Consider the following 22,883-nt stretch of genomic DNA (forward strand, 5'->3'; position numbering starts at 1 on the left):
AAGGGTAGCCACAAACGAGCAAAGGGCAGCCACAAGGGCTGCCCCTACACCGACCTCGTCTTGCCTGCGTGGTGGCCTGCGCTGCGTGCAGCGTGGGTCCCTCCGGGGCCGATCGAGGTCGTCCAAAGCCCCAGGCGGCGCTTCGGGGGACACACTCCGCCCGAGCGCACTAGCCGATGCCGGTCAGTATCGGCAACAATGCACCCGAACTCGCCGTCCTCGCCCCAGAACGGAGCGCTCTCGTGCACGCGATTTCCTACGCCGCGCCCACGACAGTCGCGGACGCGGTTTCCATCCTCGCCGAGCATGGGGCGAATGCCCGCATGCTCGCCGGTGGCACGGACCTCATCGTGCAGGTCCGTGAAAAGCTCCGCGACACCACGGTCTTCGTGGATGCCAAGCACATCCCGGACCTGATGCAACTTTCGGTCAACGCCGATGGCTCGGCCACGCTTGGCGCGGCCGTTCCCTGCCACCAGATCTACGGTGACGACGCCATTAGCGCGCAATACCCCGCGCTGGTGGACGCGTGCCAGATCATCGGCAGCACCGGCATCCAGGGACGCGCGTCGGTGGGCGGCAATCTCTGCAACTCGGGACCCGCGGGCGACACGATCCCGCCGCTCATCGTGCACGGCGCCGTCGCCAACATCGCCGGAGCCAACGGCGGGCGCACCGTGGCGGTGGAAGACTTCTGCACCGGCCCGTCGCAGAACGTGCTCGGCGACGACGAGCTGCTCGTCTCGCTGACGCTGCCGAAACCCGCCGCAGGCTCGGGGTCGCACTACCTGCGGTTCATTCCCCGCAACGAGATGGACATCGCGGAAGTGGGCGCGGGCGCAGCGATCACGCTGGACGGCGACACCATCACCGCCGCGCGCGTCTCGATCGGCGCCGTCGCTCCGACGCCGCTGTTCGTCGCCGAGGCGGGTGAGGCGCTGATCGGGCAGACTGCCGGCGAGGCCGCCTACGAGGTCGCGGCCAACATCGCCCGCGACGCGGCGAGCCCGATCAACGACATGCGCGGCACGATCGCGCATCGCAAACACCTGAGTTTCGTCCTCACGCAGCGTGCCTTGCGCGGCGCGGTAGCCCGCGCGCGTGGAATGGAGGTCGGCCATGGCCACTGAGATTCTCAGCGGCAAGGTGCATGTCAACACCACGATCAATGGGGAGTCGACCGACTTCCTCGCTGAGCCGCGCGAAAGCCTGCTCGAGGTCCTGCGCGAGACGTTGGGTCTCACCGGCGCCAAAGAAGGCTGCAACGACGGCAACTGCGGCGCCTGCAACGTCATCATGGACGGGCGCCTGGTGAATTCATGCTGCGTCCTGGCCGTCGAGGCCGGCGGCGCGGACGTCACCACGATCGAGGGGATTGCCGGCCCGTCGGGGCTGCATCCGCTGCAGGAGAAATTCCTCGAGCACGCCGCGCTGCAATGCGGCGTCTGCACGCCGGGATTCCTGGTGTCGGCCAAGGCCATGCTCGACGAAAACCCCAACCCGACGGAAGACGAGGTGCGGTGGTGGTTGGCCGGCAACCTTTGCCGCTGCACCGGATACGACAAGATCGTGCGGGCGGTGCTTGACGCCGCCGCATCCATGCGCGGGGAGGGCTGACGATGGCTGTTGAGACGCGCGAAGAAGCCGTAACAATCAAGCACCACTCCGAGGACTACAGCGTCGTCGGGACACGCCCGGTGCGGCACGACGGCGTGGACAAGGTCACCGGAGCGGCGCGCTACGGAGCCGATGTCAGTCAACCGGGGCAGATCTACGGCGCCGTGACGCGCAGCCCGCACGCCCACGCCCGCATTCGGTCCATCGACACCAGCAAGGCCGAGGCGTTGCCGGGCGTGCACGCGGTGATCACCAGCGCCGATCTCGCCGATCCGGGCGAGAAGGTCACCGGCGGCGGCGAAGCGACGGCCGTCCCGCTCAAATACAAGAGCGGCAACGTTTTGGCGCGCGGCAAGGCCCTCTATCACGGCCACGCGGTCGCGGCCGTGGCGGCGGTTGATGCGCATACGGCCGGCGAGGCCGCGGCGCTGATTGAGGTCGACTACGAGGTGCTGCCGCCGGTCATGGACGTACTCGAGGCGATGCAGCCCGGCGCCACGCTGCTGCACGACGACCTGCACACCGACATCGCGGGCGAAGCGTCCGAGGAGCCGAGCAACGTGGCCGCCAAGTTCCTCTTCGAGGAAGGCGATGTCGAGGCGGGGTTCGCCGAGGCCGCGGTGGTCGTGGAGCGCGAGTTCACCTTCGCCACGGTTCACCAGGGTTACATCGAGAACCACAACGCCCTCGCGCTATGGCATGGCGACGGCGAGCTCACCGTGTGGTGCAGCAGCCAGGGCCACTTCACCATTCGCGCCGAGGTGGCGGACATCCTCGACGTGCCCATATCCAAGGTCAAGGTGATCCCCACCGAGATCGGCGGCGGGTTCGGCGGCAAGACCACCTGCTACCTGGAGCCGCTGGCTGCGGCGCTCGGTCGCAAGGCGGGCCGGCCGGTCAAGATGACCATGGGCCGCGCCGACATTCTGAAGGCCACCGGTCCAACGCCGGGCGGTTACGTCCGCGTCAAGATGGGCGCCGACAGCGACGGCAAGATCACGGCCGCCGAGGCGTACATGGCGTTCGAGGCGGGCGGATTCCCCGGGTCGGTCGTGGCCGCGGGCTGCATGTGCGTGTTCGCGCCCTACAAGCTCTCGAACGTGAAGATCGAGGGCGACGACGTGGTCGTGAACCGGCCCAAGACCCACGCCTACCGCGCTCCGGGCGCCACGCAGGCGGAGTTCGCCAGCGAGACGGTGGTGGACGAGATCTGCGAGCAGCTCGGAATCGACGTGCTCGACTTTCGCACGATGAACTCGGCGGAGGAAGGCACGTGGCGCGCCGGCGGTCCGGCCTATGGCCGGATCGGTCACAAGGAGTGCCTGGAAGCCGCGCGCGGCTCCGAGCACTGGAACTCGACGCTCGAGAAGCCGGCGGGCACCTACCGCGGACGCGGCGTGGCCTCCGGGTTCTGGTTCAACATCGGGTTCACGTCATCCGCCATCGCCCGTCTGAATCCGGACGGCACGGTGACGCTGCTCGAGGGCTCGCCCGACATTGGCGGCACCCGCTCGTCGATCGCGATGCAGTTCGCCGAGACCCTGGGGATCGGCTTCGACGACGTCATTCCGATGGTCGTCGACACCGACTCCGTCGGCTACACCGATGTCACGGGCGGGAGCCGGGTCACCTTTGCCACCGGCTATGCCGCGCACGAGGCCGCCAACGACATGCGCCGGCAGATGATCGAGGGTATGGCCGACGTCTGGGACGTGGCAGCGGACTCCATCACCTACGAGAACGCGACCTTCACCGCCAACGGCGAGTCGGCCACGTTCAAGGAGGCCGCGCATCTTCTCAACGAAGACACGCAGCAAGTCATCGGCAAGGCCACCGTCACGCCGGAGAAGGAAGGCAACGCCTTCGCGGTCCACATCGCCGATGTGGAAGTCGATGTCGAGACCGGCAAGGTGACGGTCCTGCGCTACACCGCCATCCAGGACGCCGGCGTGGCGATCTACCCGCCGTACGTCGAAGGGCAGATGCAGGGCGGGGCGGTGCAAGGCATCGGCTGGGCGTTCAACGAGGAGTACTTCTACGACGAGAACGGCCTGCTGCGGAATGCCACGCTGCTGGACTACCGCATGCCGACCACGCTCGACGTGCCGATGATCGAAACGATCATCGTCGAGGTCCCGCATCCGGGCAGCCCGTTCGGCGTCCGCGGCGTGGGCGAGGTGCCCATCGTGCCGCCGCCGGCCGCGCTGGCCATCGCCATCTACGACGCCCTCGGCATCCGCTACCGCGACCTGCCCATGTCGCCCCACCGCGTCTACGCGGAGCTGGCGGCGAGGCAGAACGGCGCTGAAGCGTAGTCCCCGATCGCGACGCGGCGGCCATGGCCGCCGCGTCGCGGGGGCCGCGCGCATCGGCATGGCGTAGCCATGGCGAGGGTGCATATCCCCACGCCGCTGCGCGAGTTCACCGACGGGCAGATCAAGGTCGATGTGGAGGGCGGCACCGTGCGCGTGGTCGTCGAGAACCTGGAAGCCCGCTTTCCGGGGCTCAAGAACCGGCTGGTGCAAGAGGGCGACCTGCGACCCGGACTGGCCATCTTCGTGGATGGCGCCAACAGCCGCCGCGGCCTGCGCACCAAACTGCGCGAGGACAGCGAGGTGTTCTTCCTCGAATCCATTGGCGGCGGCTCAATCAGTGGCAGACTTGAGACGGATCACGACCGGACGGACCAACATCACGTGCGACCGGGCGCCGGGATCGCGCGCTCGTAGGAGGACGCCTGCATGGCGGAAACGAACGGCAACTACAACGTCATAGGCACTCGACCCGTCCGGCACGACGGGGTCGACAAGGTCACCGGACGCGCGATCTACGGGGTCGACGCGCACATGCCGGGCATGCTGTGGGGCCAGGTGCTGCGCAGTCCGCACGCCCACGCGCGGATTCTCTCGATCGACACCTCCCGCGCCGAGGCGTTGGAGGGCGTTCACGCCGTCATGACCGCGGCCGACCTCCCCGATCCCGGGGCCGGCGTCGCCGAGGCCAACGAGTCGGGTCTCCAGAGCAAGCGTTACAAGAGCGCCAGCCTCTTGGCCCGCGACAAGGTGCTATTCGAGGGGCACCCGATCGCCGCCGTCGCCGCAACCAACAAGCACGTGGCCGAGGAAGCCCTGGACCTGATCGATGTCGAGTACGAGCTGTTGCCCGTGGTGCTCGACGTCCGCGAGGCCATGAAGCCCGACGCGCCGCTGCTGCTGGACGATCTCCATATGGACACCGGCGGCGAGCTGGCCGACGAACCGAGCAACGTCGCCTCGCGCACGATCCACGAGGAAGGCGACATTGAGGCGGGATTCGCCGCCGCCGACCGCGTGTTCGAGGGCGAATACACCATGTCCATGGTGCATCAGGGCTACATCGAGCCTCACAACGCCCTGGCCTATTGGAGTGCCGACGGGCACCTGCGCGTCGAATGCAGCTCGCAGGGGCAGTTCGGCATTCGCAGCGAGCTTGCCGACCACCTGCAATGGCCCATCTCCAAGATCAATGTCTTTCCGTCGGAGATCGGCGGCGGGTTCGGGGGCAAGACCACCATCTACCTCGAGCCGCTGGCGGCGGTGCTGTCCCGCAAGTCGGGGCGCCCGGTCAAGCTCACCATGAGCCGCTCCGACATCCTGCGCGCCACCGGTCCGGCGCCGGGCGGCTACGCCTGGGTCAAGATCGGCATCACCAACGAGGGACGGATCACGGCGGCGCAGGCCATGTTCGCCTTCGAGGCCGGCGGCTACCCGGGGTCCGCCGTCGGCGCGGCCTGCCTGTGCGCCTTCGGCCCCTACAAGCTGACGGATTTCCGCATCGACGGCTATGACGTGGTCGTCAACATGCCCAAGTCTCACGCGTATCGGGCGCCGGGAGCGCCGCAGGGCGAGTTCGCCGTGGACAGCCTCGTCGACGAGATCTGCGAGGAGATGGGCTTCGATCCGCTGGCGTTCCGCGCCATGAACGCGTCCGAGGAAGGCGATCTGCGCGCAAATGGCACGCGGTACCACTGCATCGGCAATCACGAGGTCATCGAGGCGGCGCGTACCTCGGATCACTGGCGCTCCCCCATCGGGTCGGCGCCCGGACGGCGCCGAGGGCGCGGCATCGCCTCGGGCTTTTGGATGAACGGCGGCGGCATGTCGACCGCCGTCGCCCAGCTGAACTCCGACGGCACCGTGACGCTGCGCGAAGGTTCCGTCGATATCGGCGGCACACGCACGTCGGTCGCCATGCAAGCCGCTGAGACGCTGGGTATTCCCGTCGAAGACGTCGACCCAATCGTGCCCGACACGGACAGCATCGCCTTCACGGGCGTGACCGGCGGCAGTCGCGTCACGTTTGCGACCGGCTGGGCGGCGATCGAAGCCGCCCGCGATCTGCGAAAGAAGATGATCGACGGTCTGGCCGACCACTGGGACGTGGCCAGCGAATCCATCGTCGCCGACGAGGACGGCACGTTTCGCCAGAACGGCGAGACGGTGTCCTTCAAGGAAGCCGCCGGCATCCTCGACGGCGATGACCTGCGCCTGGTCGGCTCCGCCACGGTGGTGCCCGAAGGCTCCGGCAACACCTTCGCCATCCACATCGCGGACGTGGACGTGGACCTCGAGACCGGCAAGGTCGACGTGGTGCGCTATACGGCCATCCAGGACGCCGGAACGGCCATCTACCCACCCTACGTGGAGGGGCAGATGGAAGGCGGCGTGGCGCAGGGCATCGGTTGGGCGCTCACCGAGGAATACGTCTACGACGACGAGGGCCACATGCGGAACGTGAGCTTGCTGGACTACCGCATGCCCACGACGCTGGACGTGCCGATGATCGAGAGCATCATCGTCGAGGTGCCGAATCCCGGCCATCCGTACGGCGCCCGAGGCGTCGGCGAGGTTCCCATCGTGCCGCCGCTGGCGGCGATCACCAACGCGATCGCCGACGCCACCGGCGCCCGCATGCGGGATCTGCCGGCTTCACCGCCCAAAGTCCAAGCGGCCGTCGCCGCGCTGGATTCATAAGGCGGCGCGGCGGCGACATCGCTCACGCCGGACACCCGTAAGCCCCGAACGCGCTAGGCTGCGTCCGTGACGTTCTTGCGTCGACTGCACGTCTTCCTACGCGGGCAGCACCGCCTCATGGCGGCGACGATCGCCTTTGGCATCGTGTTCGCGGGCGCCGGGCTTGTCGCCCCTCTCCTCGTACGCCAGATCCTTGTCTGGCATGCCGAAGGCGCCGTCGAGACCGGCGCGCTCAGCATCATCATCGTGGTGCTGGTTGGGTCGTTCGTGCTCCGGGCGGTGGGACGCTACGGCTACGGCGCCATTTCGCACATCGTGGCGTATCGCGCCCAGCACCTGATGCTGGTCACGCTCTATCGACACATCCAGTCACTCCCCCACCGCTTCTTCGAGCAGCGGCGCACCGGCAACCTCATCTCGCGCGCGGTCGGAGACGTTGAAGCCGTCGAGGACTTCATCGCCCACGGCATTCCGGAGGCGACGCTCGCCGCGACCATCCCAACCGCAATGGTCATCGCCCTGGGGATCATTAATTGGCAACTGATGCTCATCAGCCTCATTCCCATGCCGCTGATTCTGCTGCTCACCTGGTTCGTGATGCCCCGACTGCGAACCCGGTGGGGAAACGTGCGCCAGCACATGGCGGAAATAACCGGCGCGGTTGCCGAGGGCATTTCAGGATTCGCCGTGGTGAAGGCCTTCGGCCGCGAGCCCGAGCGCCGGGCTGAAATCGACCGCGCCGGCGCCCGGTTCCGCGACACCATCGTGCGCACCCAGGCGCTCACGCTGATCCCGGTCGGCGTGCTGGAGATCATCGCCGGACTCGGGCTGGTGCTCATCGTGGCCGTCGGCGGCAACTGGACGCTCGAGGGCATCGTGCCCGTGGCCGACCTGTTCGTGTTCGTGGTGTATCTGGGGATGATCTACCAGCCGATCATCCAGGTGGCGGCCATCGGCGAGGACATTCAGAAGGCCATCGCCAGCACCGATCGTATCTTTGCGTTGCTCGATGTGCGCAGCAACATCGTGGACCGGCCCAACGCCCGTCCGCCCGAGAATCCTCGCTGGACGGTGCAGTTCGACCAGGTGGAGTTTGCCTACGACCGCGGCGCCCCCGTGCTGCACGGCGTGGACTTCACCGTTCCCGAGGGATCGCTCGTGGCGCTCGTGGGACCCACGGGTGCGGGCAAGACCACCTGCACCAGCCTGATCCCGCGCTTCTACGACATTGACGGCGGCGCCGTGCGCATTAGCGGCGTGGACGTGCGCGACCTGCCGATCGACTGGCTGCGATCCAACATCTCGATGGTGCTGCAGGACGTCTTTCTGTTCGAGGGAAGCATCTGGGACAACATCGCCTTCGGGCGACCCGGCGCGACCGACGCCGAGATTTTGGCAGCCGCGCGGGCGGCCAACGTCGATGAGTTCGCCGAGCGTCTGCCCGGCGGCTACGACGCCCGGGTCGGCGAGCGCGGCGTGCGCCTGTCCGGCGGCCAGCAGCAGCGTATTTCCATCGCCCGGTCGATTCTCAAAGACGCCCCGATCCTCATCCTCGACGAGGCGACCTCATCGGTGGACACCGAGACGGAGGGCCTGATCCAGGAGTCGCTGTCCCAGCTGACCAAGGGCCGCACGACGATCGTCATCGCCCACCGGCTCTCCACCGTGCGCAGCGCCGACCACATCGTCGGATTGGCCGACGGGCGGGTGGCCGAAACGGGCTCACACGACGAGCTCCTGGCCCAGGGCGGCTGGTACGCCCGCATGTACGAGATTCAGGCAGGCACGGCGCTCTGGCAGATCGGCGAGCGGAAAGCCGTGCCGCAGGCATGACGCAGGTGACCGTGACTGCCTTCGCGGGGAGGAATCAATGAGCGATCTCTCAGGACGCGCGGCCGTGGTCACCGGCGCAGGCACGGGAATCGGCGTCGGAATTGCCCGGCGTCTCGCCGAGCACGGGGCACGGGTCGTCGTTTCGGCGTCGGGCAGCATCGAGGGCGCCGAGCGCCTGGCGGCCGAGCTTCGCAGTCAGGGCGCCGACGTGCGCGCGGTGCAGTCGGACTTTCGACAGGCGGCGAACGCCGCGCACGTCGTCGAGCACGCCTTGGACGCCTTCGGCCAGGTCGACATCCTGGTGAACAACGCCGGCCGCACCATGGTCAAGGACTTTGCCGACTGCGACGAGCAGGACTGGGACGACCTGTTCAACGTCAACATCAAGTCCATGTTCGTGACCTGCCAGGCCGCGCTCCCGGGCATGCTCGAGCGCGGCTTCGGCCGCATCATCAACATCAGCTCGGTGCACTCGCAGGTGCACGCGCCCGGATATGTCATCTACTCGGCCACCAAGGGCGCCATCAACGAATTCACCCGCAACCTGGCCATCGACATCAGGCGCGACAACATCACGGCGAACGTCATCGCCCCAGGGGCCATCCACGTCGAGCGGTACGAGCGGGAAAACGTGGACGAGTCGAACATGATTCGCGGCATCCCGTCGGCGTCCGTGGGTACACCCGCCGACATCGCCGGGGCGGCGGCATTTCTGGCATCCGAGGATGCCCGCTATGTGAACGGCGCGGTGCTGTTCGTCGACGGCGGCCTGACGGCGCGCATGAGCATCGAGTAATACCGACGCGTCCGGTAGAAAACGGTACATCTCGGGCGGCGACTGTCGCGTAGCATTGGGTAGCTCCTAAAGGCTCACCCGAAGCGAGGCCCCGACGACGCCAGACACCGGCTACACACGCGATGGCTCTACGGCCAGTATCGGTGTATCGGGTTTGGCGTTTAAGCATGCGGTCAACACCGCATTCGCCCGGTCGCGGACGCCCGCGCATTTGCATCCATGAGCCTCCGGATCGTCGTTCCGCGTGAGTTGCGCCCACGCGAGGCGCGGGTGGCGCTCGTGCCCGATGCGGTCGCCCAGCTTGTAGACGAGGGGTTTTCCGTCGCGATCGAGCACCGCGCCGGAGTCCGATCTTTCGCCGACGACGACGCCTATGCGGCCAGCGGGGCTGCGGTCATTGCCGATCGAGCCGCGCTGCTGCGCGAGGCCGATGTCGTGCTCAGCGTCCGTGGACTGGGCGGGGACGACGACCAGTCGTTCGCACGCGATCTGGCGAGCGCCCCCAGCGGCGCGGCGGTCGTCGGCCTGCTCGATCCCTACGACCACGAGGACCGAATCCGGTCGCTGGCCGATCACGGCGTCCTGGCGTTCGCGCTCGAGCGCATGCCGCGCATCACCCGAGCGCAGAGCATGGACGTCCTCAGCTCGATGTCGACCATCACCGGCTATCAGGCGGCTCTGCTGGCCGCGCGGGCCTCGCCCCGCATGTTTCCCCTGCTGATGACCGCCGCCGGGACGCTGGCCGCGGCCCGCGTGCTGGTCCTAGGGGCGGGTGTGGCCGGCTTGCAGGCCATTGCGACCGCCCGGCGCCTCGGCGCCGTGGTTCAGGCCTATGACGTGCGCCCCGACGTTCGCGAGCAAGTCGAGAGCCTCGGCGCCACGTTCGTCTCGTTCGGTGGCGAGCACACTGGCGCCACCGCCGGTGGCTACGCCATCGAGCAATCCGAGGCCTTCTATGCCCGTGAGCGGGAAATGCTGGCCGATGCGCTGCGTGAGGTGGACGTTGCCATCACCACGGCGCTGGTGCTCGGACGACGCGCCCCGACGCTTATCACCGCCGCCGCCGTGGCCGGCATGCGCCCGGGATCGGTCATCGTCGACCTGGCCGCGGAGCGCGGGGGCAACTGCGAGCTGAGCGAGCCGGGTGAATCCGTGGTGCGCCACGGCGTGTCGATTGCCGCGCCGCTCGACCTGGCGTCGACCGCGCCGGTGCACGCGAGCCAGATGTACGCCCGCAACATATCGACGTTTCTGCGTCACATTGCATCTCCGGACGGGCTAGCGCTCGATGATCAGGACGAGATCTTTCGCGAGACCCTGGTGACCCCAACTGCTCTCGTTCCTCAGGAGGCGCCCGTCGACGCGGCTCCGGTAGCGGGAAGCTAGATGGAAGTCTTCATCCTTGCCCTCACGGTGTTCCTGCTCGCCGCGTTCATCGGGTTTGAAGTCATCACCAAGGTCCCGCCGACGCTCCACACGCCGCTCATGTCCGGCGCCAACGCGATTTCGGGAATCTCCATCGTCGGAGCGATCATCGCCGCCGGCGCGCAACAGACTACGCTGGCCGCCGCCCTGGGCGTGGCGGCGCTAATCCTGGCCACCGTGAACGTGGTGGGCGGATTCCTGGTCACGCACCGCATGCTCTCGATGTTCCGGTCGCGGAAGAAGTAGGGCGTGCCTGAAGGCGTCGTCAACGGCGCGTATCTGGTTGCCGCGACCCTCTTCATTCTCGGACTGCGCGGGCTGGCGTCCGTTCGCGGCGCGCGTCGGGGGAACGCCCTCAGCTCCCTGGGCATGCTCGTGGCCATCGTCGTGACCCTGCTCGACCACAAGATCATCGGATTCGAGCTTGTCGCGATTGGATTGGGCGTCGGCGCGGCGCTGGGCGCCGTCCTCGCCGTGCGGGTGCACATGACCGCCATGCCGCAGTTGGTGGCGGCGTTCAACGGATTCGGCGGCGGAGCGTCGGCGCTCGTCGCGGGCAGCGCCATCGCCTCCGGCACGGTGATGACGGCGGCGACGGAGTTGCAAGCCGTGGCGGCGGGCGCGATCAGCGGTCTCGTCGGTGCGCTGACCTTCGCCGGCAGCGCGGTGGCCTGGGGCAAGCTGCAGGAGGTCTTGCGCTGGCAGCCGGGTAACACGTCCCTCCACCACGGCATCAACGGGGCGCTGGCCGCGGGGACGCTTGCTCTCGTTGCCCTGGTCATGTTCGACGTCTCGATGCAATGGCCGTTTTGGGCGCTCGTGGCCGCCGCCGCAATATTGGGCGTGCGGCTCACCCTGCCGATCGGCGGCGCCGACATGCCGGTGGTGATCGCGCTGCTCAACTCGGCCTCCGGCCTGGCCGCCGCGGCCACCGGATTCGTCCTGAGCAACAACGTGCTGATCATCGGCGGCGCCCTGGTGGGCGCGTCGGGATTCATCCTCACCACGCTCATGAGCCGCGCCATGAACCGCTCGGTGCTCAGCGTGTTGTTCGGAACGCTCGGCCCCTCCGAAGGGGGTCCGGGTGACGAGATCTACGAGGGGCGGATCAAGCGGACGAGCCCCGAGGAGACCGCCCTGCTCCTAAGCGACGCTCGCAGCGTCATGTTCGTGCCCGGCTACGGCATGGCCGTGGCCCAGGCGCAACATGCCGTGCGGGACCTCTCGGCGGAGCTCGAGCGACGCGGCGTTGAGGTGAAGTTCGCCATCCACCCCGTCGCCGGCCGCATGCCGGGCCACATGAACGTGCTGCTTGCCGAAGCCGACGTGCCCTACGAGCAGCTCTTCGACCTGGAGCAACTGGCCGGGACTTTTGCGCAGACGGACGTGGCGCTGGTGATCGGCGCCAACGACGTCGTCAATCCGCTGGCCCGTGAAGATCCCACAAGCCCCATCTATGGCATGCCCATTCTCGATGTCGACAAGGCCCGCACCGTGGTCGTGATCAAGCGCAGCCTGAGTCCCGGCTTCGCGGGGATTCCGAACTCGCTGTTCGCCGCGCCCAACACGGCCATGCTCTTCGGCGACGGTGAGGACGCGGTGCGGGAGCTGATCGGCGAGCTGAAAGCGACCGGCTAGCGAAACCTACCCCGGCGCGGCCGCAACGCCCCACAGGCGCGCGGTGCCGTCGAAAGCGGCGCTGGCCACCAGGTCGCCGGCCGCGCTGAGCTGAACGCTCACGATCGGGGCGCCGTGCCCTTCGTGGACGTGCAGCGGCTCACCCGACGCCGTGTCCCACCAGCGCAGCGTGCCGCTGCGATGCCCGGAAACCAGCAACGCGGCAATGGGGCTGAACGCCACGGCCAACGTGCCGGACTCCGGGCTCTCGAGGCGCCGGATCGACGCGCCTTCCACGCCGTCCCACAGGATGACGGCGCCATCGTCGAGCGCTCCGGCGATCGGCCCGCCATTGTCGTGGATCGCGACCGCCCGCACGGGCACGCCATCGGACGGCAACTGGACCGGCGTCAGATTGGGGATGTCCCAGAGGTAGACGAGGCCATCGATGTCGGAGCTGACCAGCCGATCCCCTGTAGGGCCGAATTGCAGCTGATCCACCAGCGTTGCATGCGCGGACAGCGAGGTCACCAGGCTCCATGTGGCGGTGTGCCAAATCCGGACGATGCCGTCGCTCCAGCCGGTTGCCAGCAGGCCGCCGTCCGGGCTGAACGCGACGGCGCCGATGGTTGCCTGTGGCAGCGCCTCCGGCGCAAAGCTGTCGACCGCGGCGACGCTCGACGTGTCCCACATGCGAAGCGGCGGACCGTCCGCCGAGCCGCCGCTGACGAGCCGCGACCCGTCAGGACTGAAGGCCAGCGCGTGCGCCAATCCAGTGTGGTAGTCAATGGACCCGGCGGTGGACCCGCTCGGAAGCCCCACCAGCGCAATGATTCCCACGGGATGCGATGCCGCCAGGAGCGTTGCGTCGCCTCGCAACGCAATGCGGGTGGCGTCGCCATATGCGCCGAGTCGATGCCGCAGCAGCCCGTCAGGCAGGCTCCACAGCGCAACGGCCAAATGCCTCACCGCGCACGCCAAGAACGCGCCGTCGGCGGTGACCGCCAGCGAACCCCGACTCACGGCGCCGGCCCGGTCCTGCAGATCCAGGAGCACCGCGCTGGTCACCGCGTCCCACACGAGGACTCGCTCCGTGACGTCCGCGGCCGCGATCCACCTTCCATCCGGACCAAAGACCACGTCGTCCGCATCGAATCGGAGTCCGCTCAATGTGGTTTGGCGCGTCTGGCTCGCCAGGTCCCAAATGCCTACGGATCCGCCGGCCTCGGCAGCGGCCAGGAGTGTGCCGGCCGAATTGAACGCCAGCGCGCGAATCGGCCGTGTGGCGTCGCCGAAGGACGCCTCCGCCGTACCTTGCCGCACGTCCCAAATCGCGATGTTTCCATCGTCGCCGCCGGCGGCCAGCAACGGCCGCGCGGGATGGAAAGCCACGGCACGCGCGGCCGCCACCTCCGGCGCCAACTGCTGGACGGCAGCGCCATCGCTTCCTCGCCACACGCCGACCGACCCCGCGGCCTCGGTGGCGGCGACCAGGGCGCCGGCGGCGTCGATGGCCAAACTGGTGACCTCGGAGTCGAGCCGAGACGACCAGCGACGCATGCCGGTGGCGGCGTCCCAGGCGCTAAGCGTGCCGTCGGCGTGACCGCTGATCAGGACCCCGCCGCGGGCGACCAGCGCCGTGACCGCGGAACCGGTCGCAGCGTCGGCGCCGGTCGACCAGCGCCGAATCTCGCGGCCCGACTGGCTGTCGAAGACGCTGATCAGGCCAATGCTGGAGCCAACGGCAATCTCTCGTTCCGGCAGCGCCGCCACCGCCTGGGCCTTCCCCAATCCGACGCGGTGAAGTTGGGCCAGACGGGCCAGGTTGTCCGCACGTATCGGTTCGCGGACGCCGGGAAGAGCCCGACTGCCACGATCGAGCGGGAACCGCCCACCGGCATCCGCCACCCTCACTCCGGCTGGAGCCGGCGTCGGTGTCGCCGTCGTCGGCTCCGGCGTCGCTTGCGGGGCAGCAGTGGGCGAGACGGTCGGCGTCGCGGTCGGCTCGGCCGGGATCTCCGGGACCACCTCGCGGATGATGGTTCGCGTAACGGGAACCTCACGCACGACGTCGCGTGTCACGACGCGATCCACCGTGACCACCTTGACCACTTCCTGCGGCAGCAGGCGCTCCACCTGCACCAGCGGCTGCCGACGGGTAGCCAGCACGCCTATCGCCGCGGCCCCGGCGGCGGCAACGGCTCCACCCAGAGCCGTCGTGGAGACCGCGAGGAGCAGCTGACGGCGCGAAACGGCGCCTCCGGACGCCTCCCGCTGCCGACGCGGTCCGGCGCGAAACCGGTCGCTTGCGGGCGCCGGCGCCGCCGCGGCAAGCGCACGCTCCGTGGCCTGAATGTCCTCAATCCGCGCGCGCACCTCGTCGGCCGTCGGGGGCCGGGCGTCGGGATCCTTGGCCAGCAGGTGGAGCATCAGCTCCTCGACAACCGGCGGCACGTCGTCGCGATGCGACGCCAGTGGCGGCACGGACGCCCGCCGATGCAGGTCAAGCACCGCCAGTGGGGTGTCGGCGCGAAACGGCGGTACGCCGGTCAGCAGCTCGAACAACACGGTTCCCAGCGAGTACAGGTCGGCCTGGGCGGTGGCGCGGCGTCCGGCTGCGCGCTCGGGCGCGATGTAGGCCGTCGCGCCCGACGGGTCGAGCTCATGCTGCGGGGCCGTGCCGGCGTCGAGGATCTTGATCTGGCCGTGTTCGAGCTTGACGTTGTCCGGGGTCAGATTGCGGTGGGACAGCCCCTGCCCATGCATCGCCGCCAGGCCAGCCGCAATCGACTTCGTGATTTCGAGCGCTTCGGTCACATTGACCGGGCCGCGAGCTTCCAGGTATTGCCGCAGCGTCAGACCGCCGGCCAGCTCCATGACGACGCACCAGCGACCGTCGACGTCTTCGGCGCGGTGGACCTGCGCCACACAGGGATGCTCGATGCGCCGGGCACGCTCGGCCTCGCGCAACAGTTGCGCCATCAGCTCCCGACGCTGCGCCAGATGTTCGTGGACGACGAGCACCGCCACGTCGCCGCTGCCATCGGAACGGGCGGCGCGGAACACCGTGCCGCGTGGGCCGGCGCCAATGCTCACGCCGCGCTCGAGGCCCTCGAGCGGCGGCCAGGCGTCAATCACGCCAGTGCCAGGCGCGTTGGTATTGGGGAGTCACAAGTTCCGATTGTAAAGGCGGCTTCACCAGCCGCCACGAAATCGCGCGCGCTAGGAGAGCCGTCGGTACTGCGTAATGGCCACGGTCGAGAACAGCACCACCAGGCCGACGGTCCAGGCGGCGGCCTGCCACAGCGACGGCATGATCTCGCCGCCCTGCGACAGTCCTCGCAACAAGTCCACCGTCACCGTGATCGGATTGACGCTCGCGAAGGCTTCCAACCACCCCGGCATCGTGTGCACCGGCACGAACATCGAGCTCATGAACGTGAGCGGAAAGATCCACACAAACCCCGCCACCTGGGCTGTTTCGGTTTCGCGCACCGTCACGCCGATTGCCGCCGAGATCCACGAGAACGCCTGCCCGAAGATCACGAGGACGATTGGAACGGCGATGATCGCCGCCGCGTTCGCATTGAAGCGAAAGCCGATCGCATAGCCCACGCCGATCATCAGCAGCACCACGAAGACGTTGCGCACGGTATCGGCGAGGATGCGCCCCGCCATCACCGCGGACCGCGCCATGGGCAGCGAGCGATAGCGATCGACCATGCCGGACGACAGGTCCTCGGCCAGCCCCACCCCCGTCTGCACCGCGCCGAACACCACCGTCTGCACCAGGATTCCCGGCAGCAGAAAGTCGATGTAGTTGGCTGGCCCAACGTCAATGGCGCCGCCGAAGACATAGGTGAACAGCAGCACGAACATGACGGGATTGATGGTGGAAAACACCAGCAGCTCGGGCGACCGCACATAGCGAATGAGATTGCGCCGGGCCATGGCCAGCGTGTCGGCCAGAGCCCATCGCGCCTCGATGCGCAGCGCCGTCAGGGTGTCATGCACGGAACCGGCGTCCGTTCACGACGCGAGCGCTAATCTGCATGATCCCCACCGGCGGTATGGCCCGTCAGGGCGAGGAACACGTCGTCGAGTGAAGGCCGGCGAACTCCGATGTCGGAAATCCCCACGCCGGCCGCGTCCAGATCGCGGATGATGGCGGCCAGCATCGCTGCCCCACCCGCGACGGGCATGGTGACGGTGACGCCATCGTCGTCGATCCGCGCATCCCCGCTGCCGTGTCCCGCGATGACGCCGAGCGCGGTGTTGGCTTGCGCCGCGTCGGTGACAACGACGCTCAGGACGTCGCCGTGCGTGCTTTGCTTGAGTTCCTGGGCGGTCCCTTCGGCGATCACGCGGCCCACGTCCACGAGCGTGATTCGATCCGCCAGCTCATCCGCCTCTTCCAGATACTGCGTGGTCAGCAGCACGGTCGTGCCGTCCGACACGAGTTGCCGGATTACCGCCCAGAGCTCACGGCGAGCACGGGGATCGAGACCGGTGGTCGGCTCGTCGAGCAGCAGCACCTCCGGATCGGCTACCAAGCTCGCCGCCAGGTCGAGCCGGCGCCGCATGCCGCCGGAGTAAGTCTTGGAGCGGCGGTCGGCCGCTTCCGTCAAATCGAAGCGTTCAAGCAACTCCGCGGCGCGCCGCGCGGCGGTCGAGCGATCCAGGTGGTAAAGGCGTCCGACAAGCTCCAGGTTCTCACGGCCTGTCAGATATTCGTCGACCGCGGCGCTCTGGCCCGCCAGCCCAATCCTTGACCGCAGGTGCATAGCCTCCCGTGCAACGTCGAAACCAGCCACCCAGGCGCGTCCGCTGTCCGGCGGCAGCAGCGTGGTGAGAATGCGCACCAGCGTGGTCTTGCCGGCGCCGTTGGGCCCCAGCAGGCCATGAATGGTCCCCGCCGCGACGTCGAGGCTCACGTCGTCGAGGGCCTGGACCTTGCCGTAAGCCTTCGACATATTGCGCACCACGATGGCGTTGGGCCGTGCTCCGGCCTCCTCTTGACGCTGCGGCGCTTCGCGCACTTGGGCCAAGGCCCACCCTCCTAGATAGGGGCGCGCGCGGCGTCAGAGGCCGCGCGGGCATTCCCCATCTAGGTATAGCCGGGCGGCGGCCCGGCGCCAAGCGCTGTTTGCGCCGCGCCGACTATCCGTCCGTGACGCGGAAGTTGACCTGATGCCAGCCCTCGGCGCCGTTCGGCGCTGGGTTCTTGGGCCCCTTCGCCTGCAGCTCGCCGTCGGAGTCCGTCGCGCGCACCCGGATGAAGTGCGAGCCCGGCGTGAACTCGAACTCGCTCACCCACTGCACCCAGGTGTGCTTGCTGATCGGCGAGGAGAGCTTCGCTTCCTTCCACTCACCGTCGCCGTCAATCTGCACTTCGACCTTGCTAATGCCGCGGTTCTGCGCCCACGCAACGCCCGCAACCGCCTGCAGGCCCGGCGCGGTGTCGAACGAGAACGGCTTCGGCACGTCGATGCGGGATTGCGTCTTGATCGGGCCTTCCTTCGACCAGCCTCGCGGGATCCAGTAGCCGTCGAAGCCTTCCCAGGTGGTGAGCTCGATCTCCTGCAACCACTTGGTCGCGGAGACGTAGCCATAGAGACCCGAGACGACCAGGCGCGCCGGGAAGCCGTGCTTGAACGGCAGCGGCTCGCCGTTCATGCCGACGGCGACCAGAACCGGACGTCCGTCGAACGCCACCTCGCGCGGAAAGCCGGCCGAGAATCCGTCCACCGACCGGCCGACAATCTGGGTAGCCTCGTCCTTGATGCCGGCGCGATCGAGCACGTCGGCCAGCGGTATGCCCTGCCACTTGGCGTTGCCGATCAGACGGCCCCCAACCTCGTTGGACACGCAGCAGAGCGTGACGTAGTCCTCGTCGGTGGCCAGATCGAGCAGCTCGCGGTAGGTGAGGGAGTAGGGGCTGTCCACCAAGCCGGTGATCTTGAGCTCCCAATCCTCGACATCGACGCGCGGAATCGAGAACGCGGTGTCGATGCGGTAGAAATCTCGATTTGGCGTGACGAGCGGTGAGATGCCTCGCACGTCCAACATCGTCTCCGTCGGCAGCGATCCGGTGGCCGCCTCGACCTCGATCGGCGTGGGCGTGCCGGTAGCAGCGACGGTCGCTTCGGGCGGCGGCGCCTCGGTCGCGGCCGCCGTCGCCACGGGAGCCGGGGTTGTCAGCGGGGCCTGGGTGTCAGTCGGTGCGGCCGTCGCCACCGGCGCCGGTGTTGGCGCGGGCGTCTCGCTTGCGGTAGCCGTTGGCGCCGGCGTCGAAGCTGCCGCAGCTCGGCTGCGCACGGGCCGCAGGACGATGTCCTCGCGGCTCGCCACGGCGACCTTGGCGCCCTCGATCAGGTTGCGCCCGAGAACTCCGGTAACTACCGCGGCCAGCGCAACAACCGCGCCGCTGCCAAGAAAGACCCGGCGCTGTCGCTGGAACTGAAGGTCCGCTGCCTGGTCACCAGCCGTTGCCGCAACCGGGTTCGCGCGGGTGAACCACAAGAGCGCCACGATGGCCAGCCCCGCCGAGACTGCCGCCATGGCCACCCCGTGCGCCGGCGTTGACTGTGCGTCGAACCCATTGGCGAATCCGGCGAGCAATCCAAACGCCGCGAAGCCCGCCACGGCGATCGGTCGGGACCGGAGGGCAATGACCCCAAGAATGAATCCAAAGATTCCACTGAGCACGACCAGGAAGATGACCAACGCCAGCTTGTCGCTGGTGCCGAACACGCTGATGGCGAACTCCTCCATCGCGCGCGGGCTCAGGTCCACAATCCGGCCGCTCATTGATACGAGGAGCGACGGCAAGCCGCCGAAGATCCCGGCGTAGAGTTCGCTCACGCCCACGGCCAGCAACGCGGCCAGCAGCCCCGCCAGGCCGCCGCGTCCCCAGTAGCTCAACATGCGGGAGAACCTCCCGCCGCTCTCGTCAGCCATTCCTATCTCCTATGCAACAAGCTCTCTCGACCATTGATACGTGTACGGAGCCGGGACGGTTGCCGAATCTGCAAAAGACTTGCGTAGTCCCGGTAGAAGTGACCATCGGCGTCATCCTCGCCCTGCGGCCGCACCGGCGCGACCATGCCCCATTCTATGGCGCGCAAGGCTGGATTTAGCGAGCGCCGGTGCCGTTTCTCACGGTAGTCGCCGCGTGTCTCACCCCGCGCGTTAGCAGGCGGCGGCAGCGGCAGACGCCGGCAGACCGGTCGGCGCGCGCGTTGACACCGGCAGGCGTGTTTGGCACGGTCGCAACCCGCGGCCAGACAAAGATCGGGGACTCCTGTGTGGACGGCTGAAATCAACTACGCGGCCATGATCGTGGCGGCCCTTGTGCCGATCGCGGTGGGCTTCAACTGGTATTCGGTGCGGGTGTTTGGCGGTGCGTGGATGCGCCTGATCGGCAAGACCCAGGAGCAGATCGAGGCCGAGGGGAACATGGTGCGAGCGTTGGTGGTGAGCAACGTCGGCGCCCTGGTCACCTCCTACCTGCTCGCGCAGATCGTGGCATTCACCGGCGCGCAAGGCTTCGGCGAGGGCTTCGTGATCGGCATCTGGGGCGCGATCGGCCTGGTGGCCACGGCCTTTGCCTCGTCCTACGTCTATGAGAACCGGCCCCGGAATCTCTACCTGATCAACGTGGGATATCACGTGGTGACGCTGCCGATCATGGCCGGCATCCTGAGCGTTTGGAGCTAGGCGCAGGACGGCGCCCTCGCCCTCTCCGATTTGCGGACAATAGCTCGGACTTGTAGGGGCGTCCCTTGTGGGCGCCCGCTCGGCCGGTGCACCGGGCAGCCACGAGGGCTGCCTCTACAGTGGTTGACGGCCTTGGGCATAGATTCTGTAGGGGGCGTCCCTTGTGGGCGCCCGCCCGGCCGGTGCACCGGGCAGCCACGAGGACTGCCTCTACAGTGGTTCAAGGCCTTGGGCATAGATTCTGTAGGGGCGTCCCGTGTGGGCGCCCGCTCGGCCGGTGCACCGGGCAGCCACGGGGCTGCCTCTACAGTGGTTGACGGCCTTGGGCATAGATTCTGTAGGGGCGTCCCTTGTGGGCGCCCGTTCGGCCGGCGAACCGGGCAGGCACAAGAGCTGCCCTTACAGCGAATGAAGGGTCTGCAGTGACCCCATCAGGACAGCGAGAATGGGCGCGAAGGTGCCAGCCACCGATGCCGGCGATGCCTCATCCAAGCCAAACAGCGCCGAGATGGCCGGTGCCTGCATGAGCACCGACCGCGACGCCGCGCGCGTTCTTGTCACCGGCGGCGGCGGGCAGCTGGCGAGCTATCTGGCCCAGCAGCTCCCCGCTCGATCTACGGTCGCGCTGACGCGCGCCGAGCTCGACGTCACCGACGCCACGGCGGTTGAGCGGGCGTTCGCGGAACATGCGCCGGCGGTCGTCATCAACACCGCCGCGTTCAACCACGTGGACATGGCCGAGACGGAGTTCGGTCGCGCGTTCGACGTCAACGCCCAAGGCCCATTGAACCTGGCTCGGGCCTGCGCGGCGGCCAACGCCACGCTGGTCCACGTGAGCACCGACTACGTCTTCGGCGGCCAGTCGGCGCGAGAGCCGCTCTCGGAGGACGCCCTGCCGGCGCCCCTGAGCGTTTACGGCGCGTCCAAGCTGGCCGGTGAGCACCTGGTTCGCGGCACGGGCGTCCGGCACTTGATCGTGCGCACCTGCGGGCTCTATGGCTCACGCGGCTCTGCGGTCAAGGGCAGCAACTTTGTTCGCACAATGCTGCGGCTGGCGCGGGAAGGCCGCGACCTCCGCGTCGTCAACGATCAGCACTGCACGCCGTCGTATGCGCGGGACGTGGCGGTGGCGATCGTCGATCTGATCGAGGCCGACGCCCGCGGCACTTTCCACGTGGTCAACGACGGCGCGTGCGCCTGGTTCGAGTTCGCGCGGGAGATCTTCGCCGCCGCCGGCCTTCAACCGTCACTCACGGCGGTGCCGACGGCCGAATATCCAACGCCGGCGCGGCGCCCCCCGTACTCCGTGCTGGACACCGAGCGCATGGTCGCCGCGCGCGGGCGTCCGCTGCGGGACTGGCGCGCCGCCGTCCGCGCCTACCTGGCTGAGCTGGGGGAATTGGACGGCGCCGAGCGTTAGCCCCTAGCCCGCCTTCGCGCCATGAAGTGCGGGCTGTCGTCGTCCAGCAGCGCCGCGGCTTCCATGATGGTCTCGGAGAGCGTCGGGTGCGGGTGCACGCTCAGGGCCAGGTCGTCGGCCGTCGCCCCCATTTCAATGGCGTGGACGCACTCGCCAATCAGGTCGCCGGCGCCCCGTCCCACGATACCGGCGCCGAGCACCAGCCGCGTGCGCGGCTCGACGATGAGTTGCGTCAGCCCCTCGTTGCCGCCCAGCATGGCCGCGCGTCCCGAGGCCAGCCACGGGAAGCGGCTGACGTCCACCTCCAGGCCGCGCGCGACGGCTTCGTCTTCGGTGACACCGCACCAGGCGATTTCCGGATCGGTGAATACCACGGCGGGAATCGCCTGCGCGTCGAATGCCGAAGCCTTGCCCGCGATCGCCTCCGCGGCCACGTGACCCTCGTGCGTCGCCTTGTGCGCCAGCATCGGCTCGCCCGCCACGTCGCCGACGGCAAGAATCGTCGGCTCGGCCGTCCGCTGCTGCGCATCGGTCTGGATGAATCCCCTGGCATCGACCTGAACGGCCGTGTGCTCCAGGCCCAGGTCGCCGCTGTTGGGCGTCCGCCCCACCGCCACCAGCACGCGATCGAATACGCGCCGCGGCTGCTCCACCGACGGCCCGCTGAGCTCCACCTCGACCTGATCCGCCTTAGGCCGCAAGGCAGAAACGCGCGTGTCGAGCAAGACCTCGTGCAGCACGGCGTCCATGCGCGCCGCCAGCGGCTTCACCAATGCCCGGTCGACTCCGGGCAATAGCCCGGGCGTCATCTCGACCAGCGTCACCTGGGACCCGAGCGCCGCGTAAACCGATCCCAGCTCGAGGCCGATGTAGCCGCCGCCGACAACGAGCAGCGTGGGCGGCGCCTCGTCGACGGCCAGCGCGGCGGTCGAGTCCATGACGAGCGGCGAATCGCTGCGAAGACTCTCGGGCGCCGCGGGCGACGATCCGGTGGCAACGATCGCCGCGTCGAACTCGATCACCTGCGGCTGTTCGCCCGCAACCTCGAGCGAACGTGCGTCGCGGAATCGGGCGCGCCCTTGCACGTGCCTCACCCGTCGGGCTCGCGTGAGGCTGGCGAGGCCGCGCGTCTGCTTGACCACCACCTCATCCTTCCACGCGCGCAGGCGGTCCAGGTCCACACGCGGCGCGTCGAATTTCAGCCCCATGGCATCCGCATCGCTGGCCGCCCGCATTACCTCCGCCGCGTGCAGCAGGGCCTTGGAAGGTATGCAGCCGCGATAGAGGCACACACCGCCGGGAAGCGCTTCCGGGTCGATCAGCGTCACGGCGAATCCCAGCTTGGCCGCGCGGAATGCCGCGGGATAGCCTCCGGGTCCGGCGCCGATCACCACGACGTGCCGACGGCCGTCGGAGCCCGTCACGGCGCCCGAGAGTGTGTCAA

The 22,883-nt window shown here is 68.4% G+C and carries 17 protein-coding genes; 12 read left to right on the forward strand and 5 right to left on the reverse strand.

Annotated elements, in window-relative coordinates; translation table 11 throughout:
- Positions 1–242: 242 nt before the first annotated feature.
- The 10 genes from OXG33_04670 to OXG33_04715 all read left to right on the forward strand — a co-directional run bounded on the left by OXG33_04670 (position 243) and on the right by OXG33_04715 (position 12,321).
- The gene (locus tag OXG33_04670) at positions 243–1,130 is read left to right on the forward strand and encodes a xanthine dehydrogenase family protein subunit M (protein MCY4113219.1); all 888 of its coding nucleotides are present in this window, start codon (positions 243–245) and stop codon (positions 1,128–1,130) included.
- Positions 1,120–1,617, forward strand: a complete 498-nt coding sequence (locus tag OXG33_04675; GenBank protein MCY4113220.1) for a (2Fe-2S)-binding protein — start codon at positions 1,120–1,122, stop codon at positions 1,615–1,617. Before OXG33_04670 ends, OXG33_04675 begins: the two co-directional genes overlap by 11 nt.
- A 2-nt stretch (positions 1,618–1,619) precedes the next feature.
- Positions 1,620–3,932: a xanthine dehydrogenase family protein molybdopterin-binding subunit gene (locus OXG33_04680; protein MCY4113221.1), complete on the forward strand. Its 2,313-nt coding sequence runs from the start codon at positions 1,620–1,622 to the stop codon at positions 3,930–3,932.
- Positions 3,933–4,001: 69 nt separating this feature from the next.
- The gene (locus OXG33_04685) at positions 4,002–4,346 is read left to right on the forward strand and encodes a MoaD/ThiS family protein (protein MCY4113222.1); all 345 of its coding nucleotides are present in this window, start codon (positions 4,002–4,004) and stop codon (positions 4,344–4,346) included.
- 12 nt (positions 4,347–4,358) lie between these two features.
- The gene (locus tag OXG33_04690; GenBank protein ID MCY4113223.1) at positions 4,359–6,629 is read left to right on the forward strand and encodes a xanthine dehydrogenase family protein molybdopterin-binding subunit; all 2,271 of its coding nucleotides are present in this window, start codon (positions 4,359–4,361) and stop codon (positions 6,627–6,629) included.
- Between the two features lie 66 nt (positions 6,630–6,695).
- Positions 6,696–8,462, forward strand: a complete 1,767-nt coding sequence (locus OXG33_04695) for an ABC transporter ATP-binding protein (GenBank protein MCY4113224.1) — start codon at positions 6,696–6,698, stop codon at positions 8,460–8,462.
- 37 nt (positions 8,463–8,499) lie between these two features.
- On the forward strand, positions 8,500–9,258 hold the full coding sequence (locus OXG33_04700; GenBank protein ID MCY4113225.1) for a glucose 1-dehydrogenase: 759 nt from the start codon (positions 8,500–8,502) through the stop codon (positions 9,256–9,258).
- 219 nt (positions 9,259–9,477) lie between these two features.
- On the forward strand, positions 9,478–10,644 hold the full coding sequence (locus OXG33_04705; protein MCY4113226.1) for an NAD(P) transhydrogenase subunit alpha: 1,167 nt from the start codon (positions 9,478–9,480) through the stop codon (positions 10,642–10,644).
- Positions 10,645–10,929 (forward strand): NAD(P) transhydrogenase subunit alpha, encoded by a 285-nt coding sequence (locus tag OXG33_04710; protein MCY4113227.1) that lies wholly within the window; start codon positions 10,645–10,647, stop codon positions 10,927–10,929.
- Positions 10,930–10,932: 3 nt separating this feature from the next.
- Positions 10,933–12,321, forward strand: a complete 1,389-nt coding sequence (locus OXG33_04715; protein MCY4113228.1) for an NAD(P)(+) transhydrogenase (Re/Si-specific) subunit beta — start codon at positions 10,933–10,935, stop codon at positions 12,319–12,321.
- 6 nt (positions 12,322–12,327) lie between these two features.
- Here OXG33_04715 and OXG33_04720 read toward each other — a convergent pair whose 3' ends face one another.
- The 4 genes from OXG33_04720 to OXG33_04735 all read right to left on the reverse strand — a co-directional run bounded on the left by OXG33_04720 (position 12,328) and on the right by OXG33_04735 (position 19,260).
- Positions 12,328–15,438 carry a protein kinase gene (locus tag OXG33_04720; protein MCY4113229.1) on the reverse strand — a complete coding sequence of 1,037 codons (3,111 nt, stop codon included), beginning with the start codon at positions 15,436–15,438 and terminating at the stop codon, positions 12,328–12,330.
- Positions 15,439–15,522: 84 nt separating this feature from the next.
- Positions 15,523–16,314: an ABC transporter permease gene (locus OXG33_04725; protein MCY4113230.1), complete on the reverse strand. Its 792-nt coding sequence runs from the start codon at positions 16,312–16,314 to the stop codon at positions 15,523–15,525.
- Between the two features lie 29 nt (positions 16,315–16,343).
- On the reverse strand, positions 16,344–17,273 hold the full coding sequence (locus tag OXG33_04730) for an ATP-binding cassette domain-containing protein (GenBank protein MCY4113231.1): 930 nt from the start codon (positions 17,271–17,273) through the stop codon (positions 16,344–16,346).
- 187 nt (positions 17,274–17,460) lie between these two features.
- Positions 17,461–19,260: a molybdopterin-dependent oxidoreductase gene (locus tag OXG33_04735; protein MCY4113232.1), complete on the reverse strand. Its 1,800-nt coding sequence runs from the start codon at positions 19,258–19,260 to the stop codon at positions 17,461–17,463.
- Positions 19,261–19,605: 345 nt separating this feature from the next.
- Between OXG33_04735 and OXG33_04740 the strand changes: the two genes are divergently transcribed.
- Both OXG33_04740 and rfbD read left to right on the forward strand, forming a co-directional pair.
- Positions 19,606–20,019, forward strand: a complete 414-nt coding sequence (locus tag OXG33_04740) for a DUF1761 domain-containing protein (GenBank protein ID MCY4113233.1) — start codon at positions 19,606–19,608, stop codon at positions 20,017–20,019.
- 523 nt (positions 20,020–20,542) lie between these two features.
- Positions 20,543–21,439, forward strand: coding sequence for a dTDP-4-dehydrorhamnose reductase (rfbD, locus tag OXG33_04745; protein MCY4113234.1), 897 nt, complete (start codon positions 20,543–20,545; stop codon positions 21,437–21,439).
- Here rfbD and lpdA read toward each other — a convergent pair.
- Entirely contained in the window at positions 21,436–22,863 is a 1,428-nt protein-coding gene (gene lpdA / locus OXG33_04750; GenBank protein ID MCY4113235.1) for a dihydrolipoyl dehydrogenase, read from the reverse strand. The two genes, rfbD and lpdA, sit on opposite strands and share 4 nt — an antisense overlap.
- Positions 22,864–22,883 lie beyond the last annotated feature (20 nt).

The sequence above is a fragment of the Chloroflexota bacterium genome (assembly GCA_026708035.1).
Classification (GTDB): Bacteria; Chloroflexota; UBA11872; order UBA11872; family UBA11872; genus JAJECS01.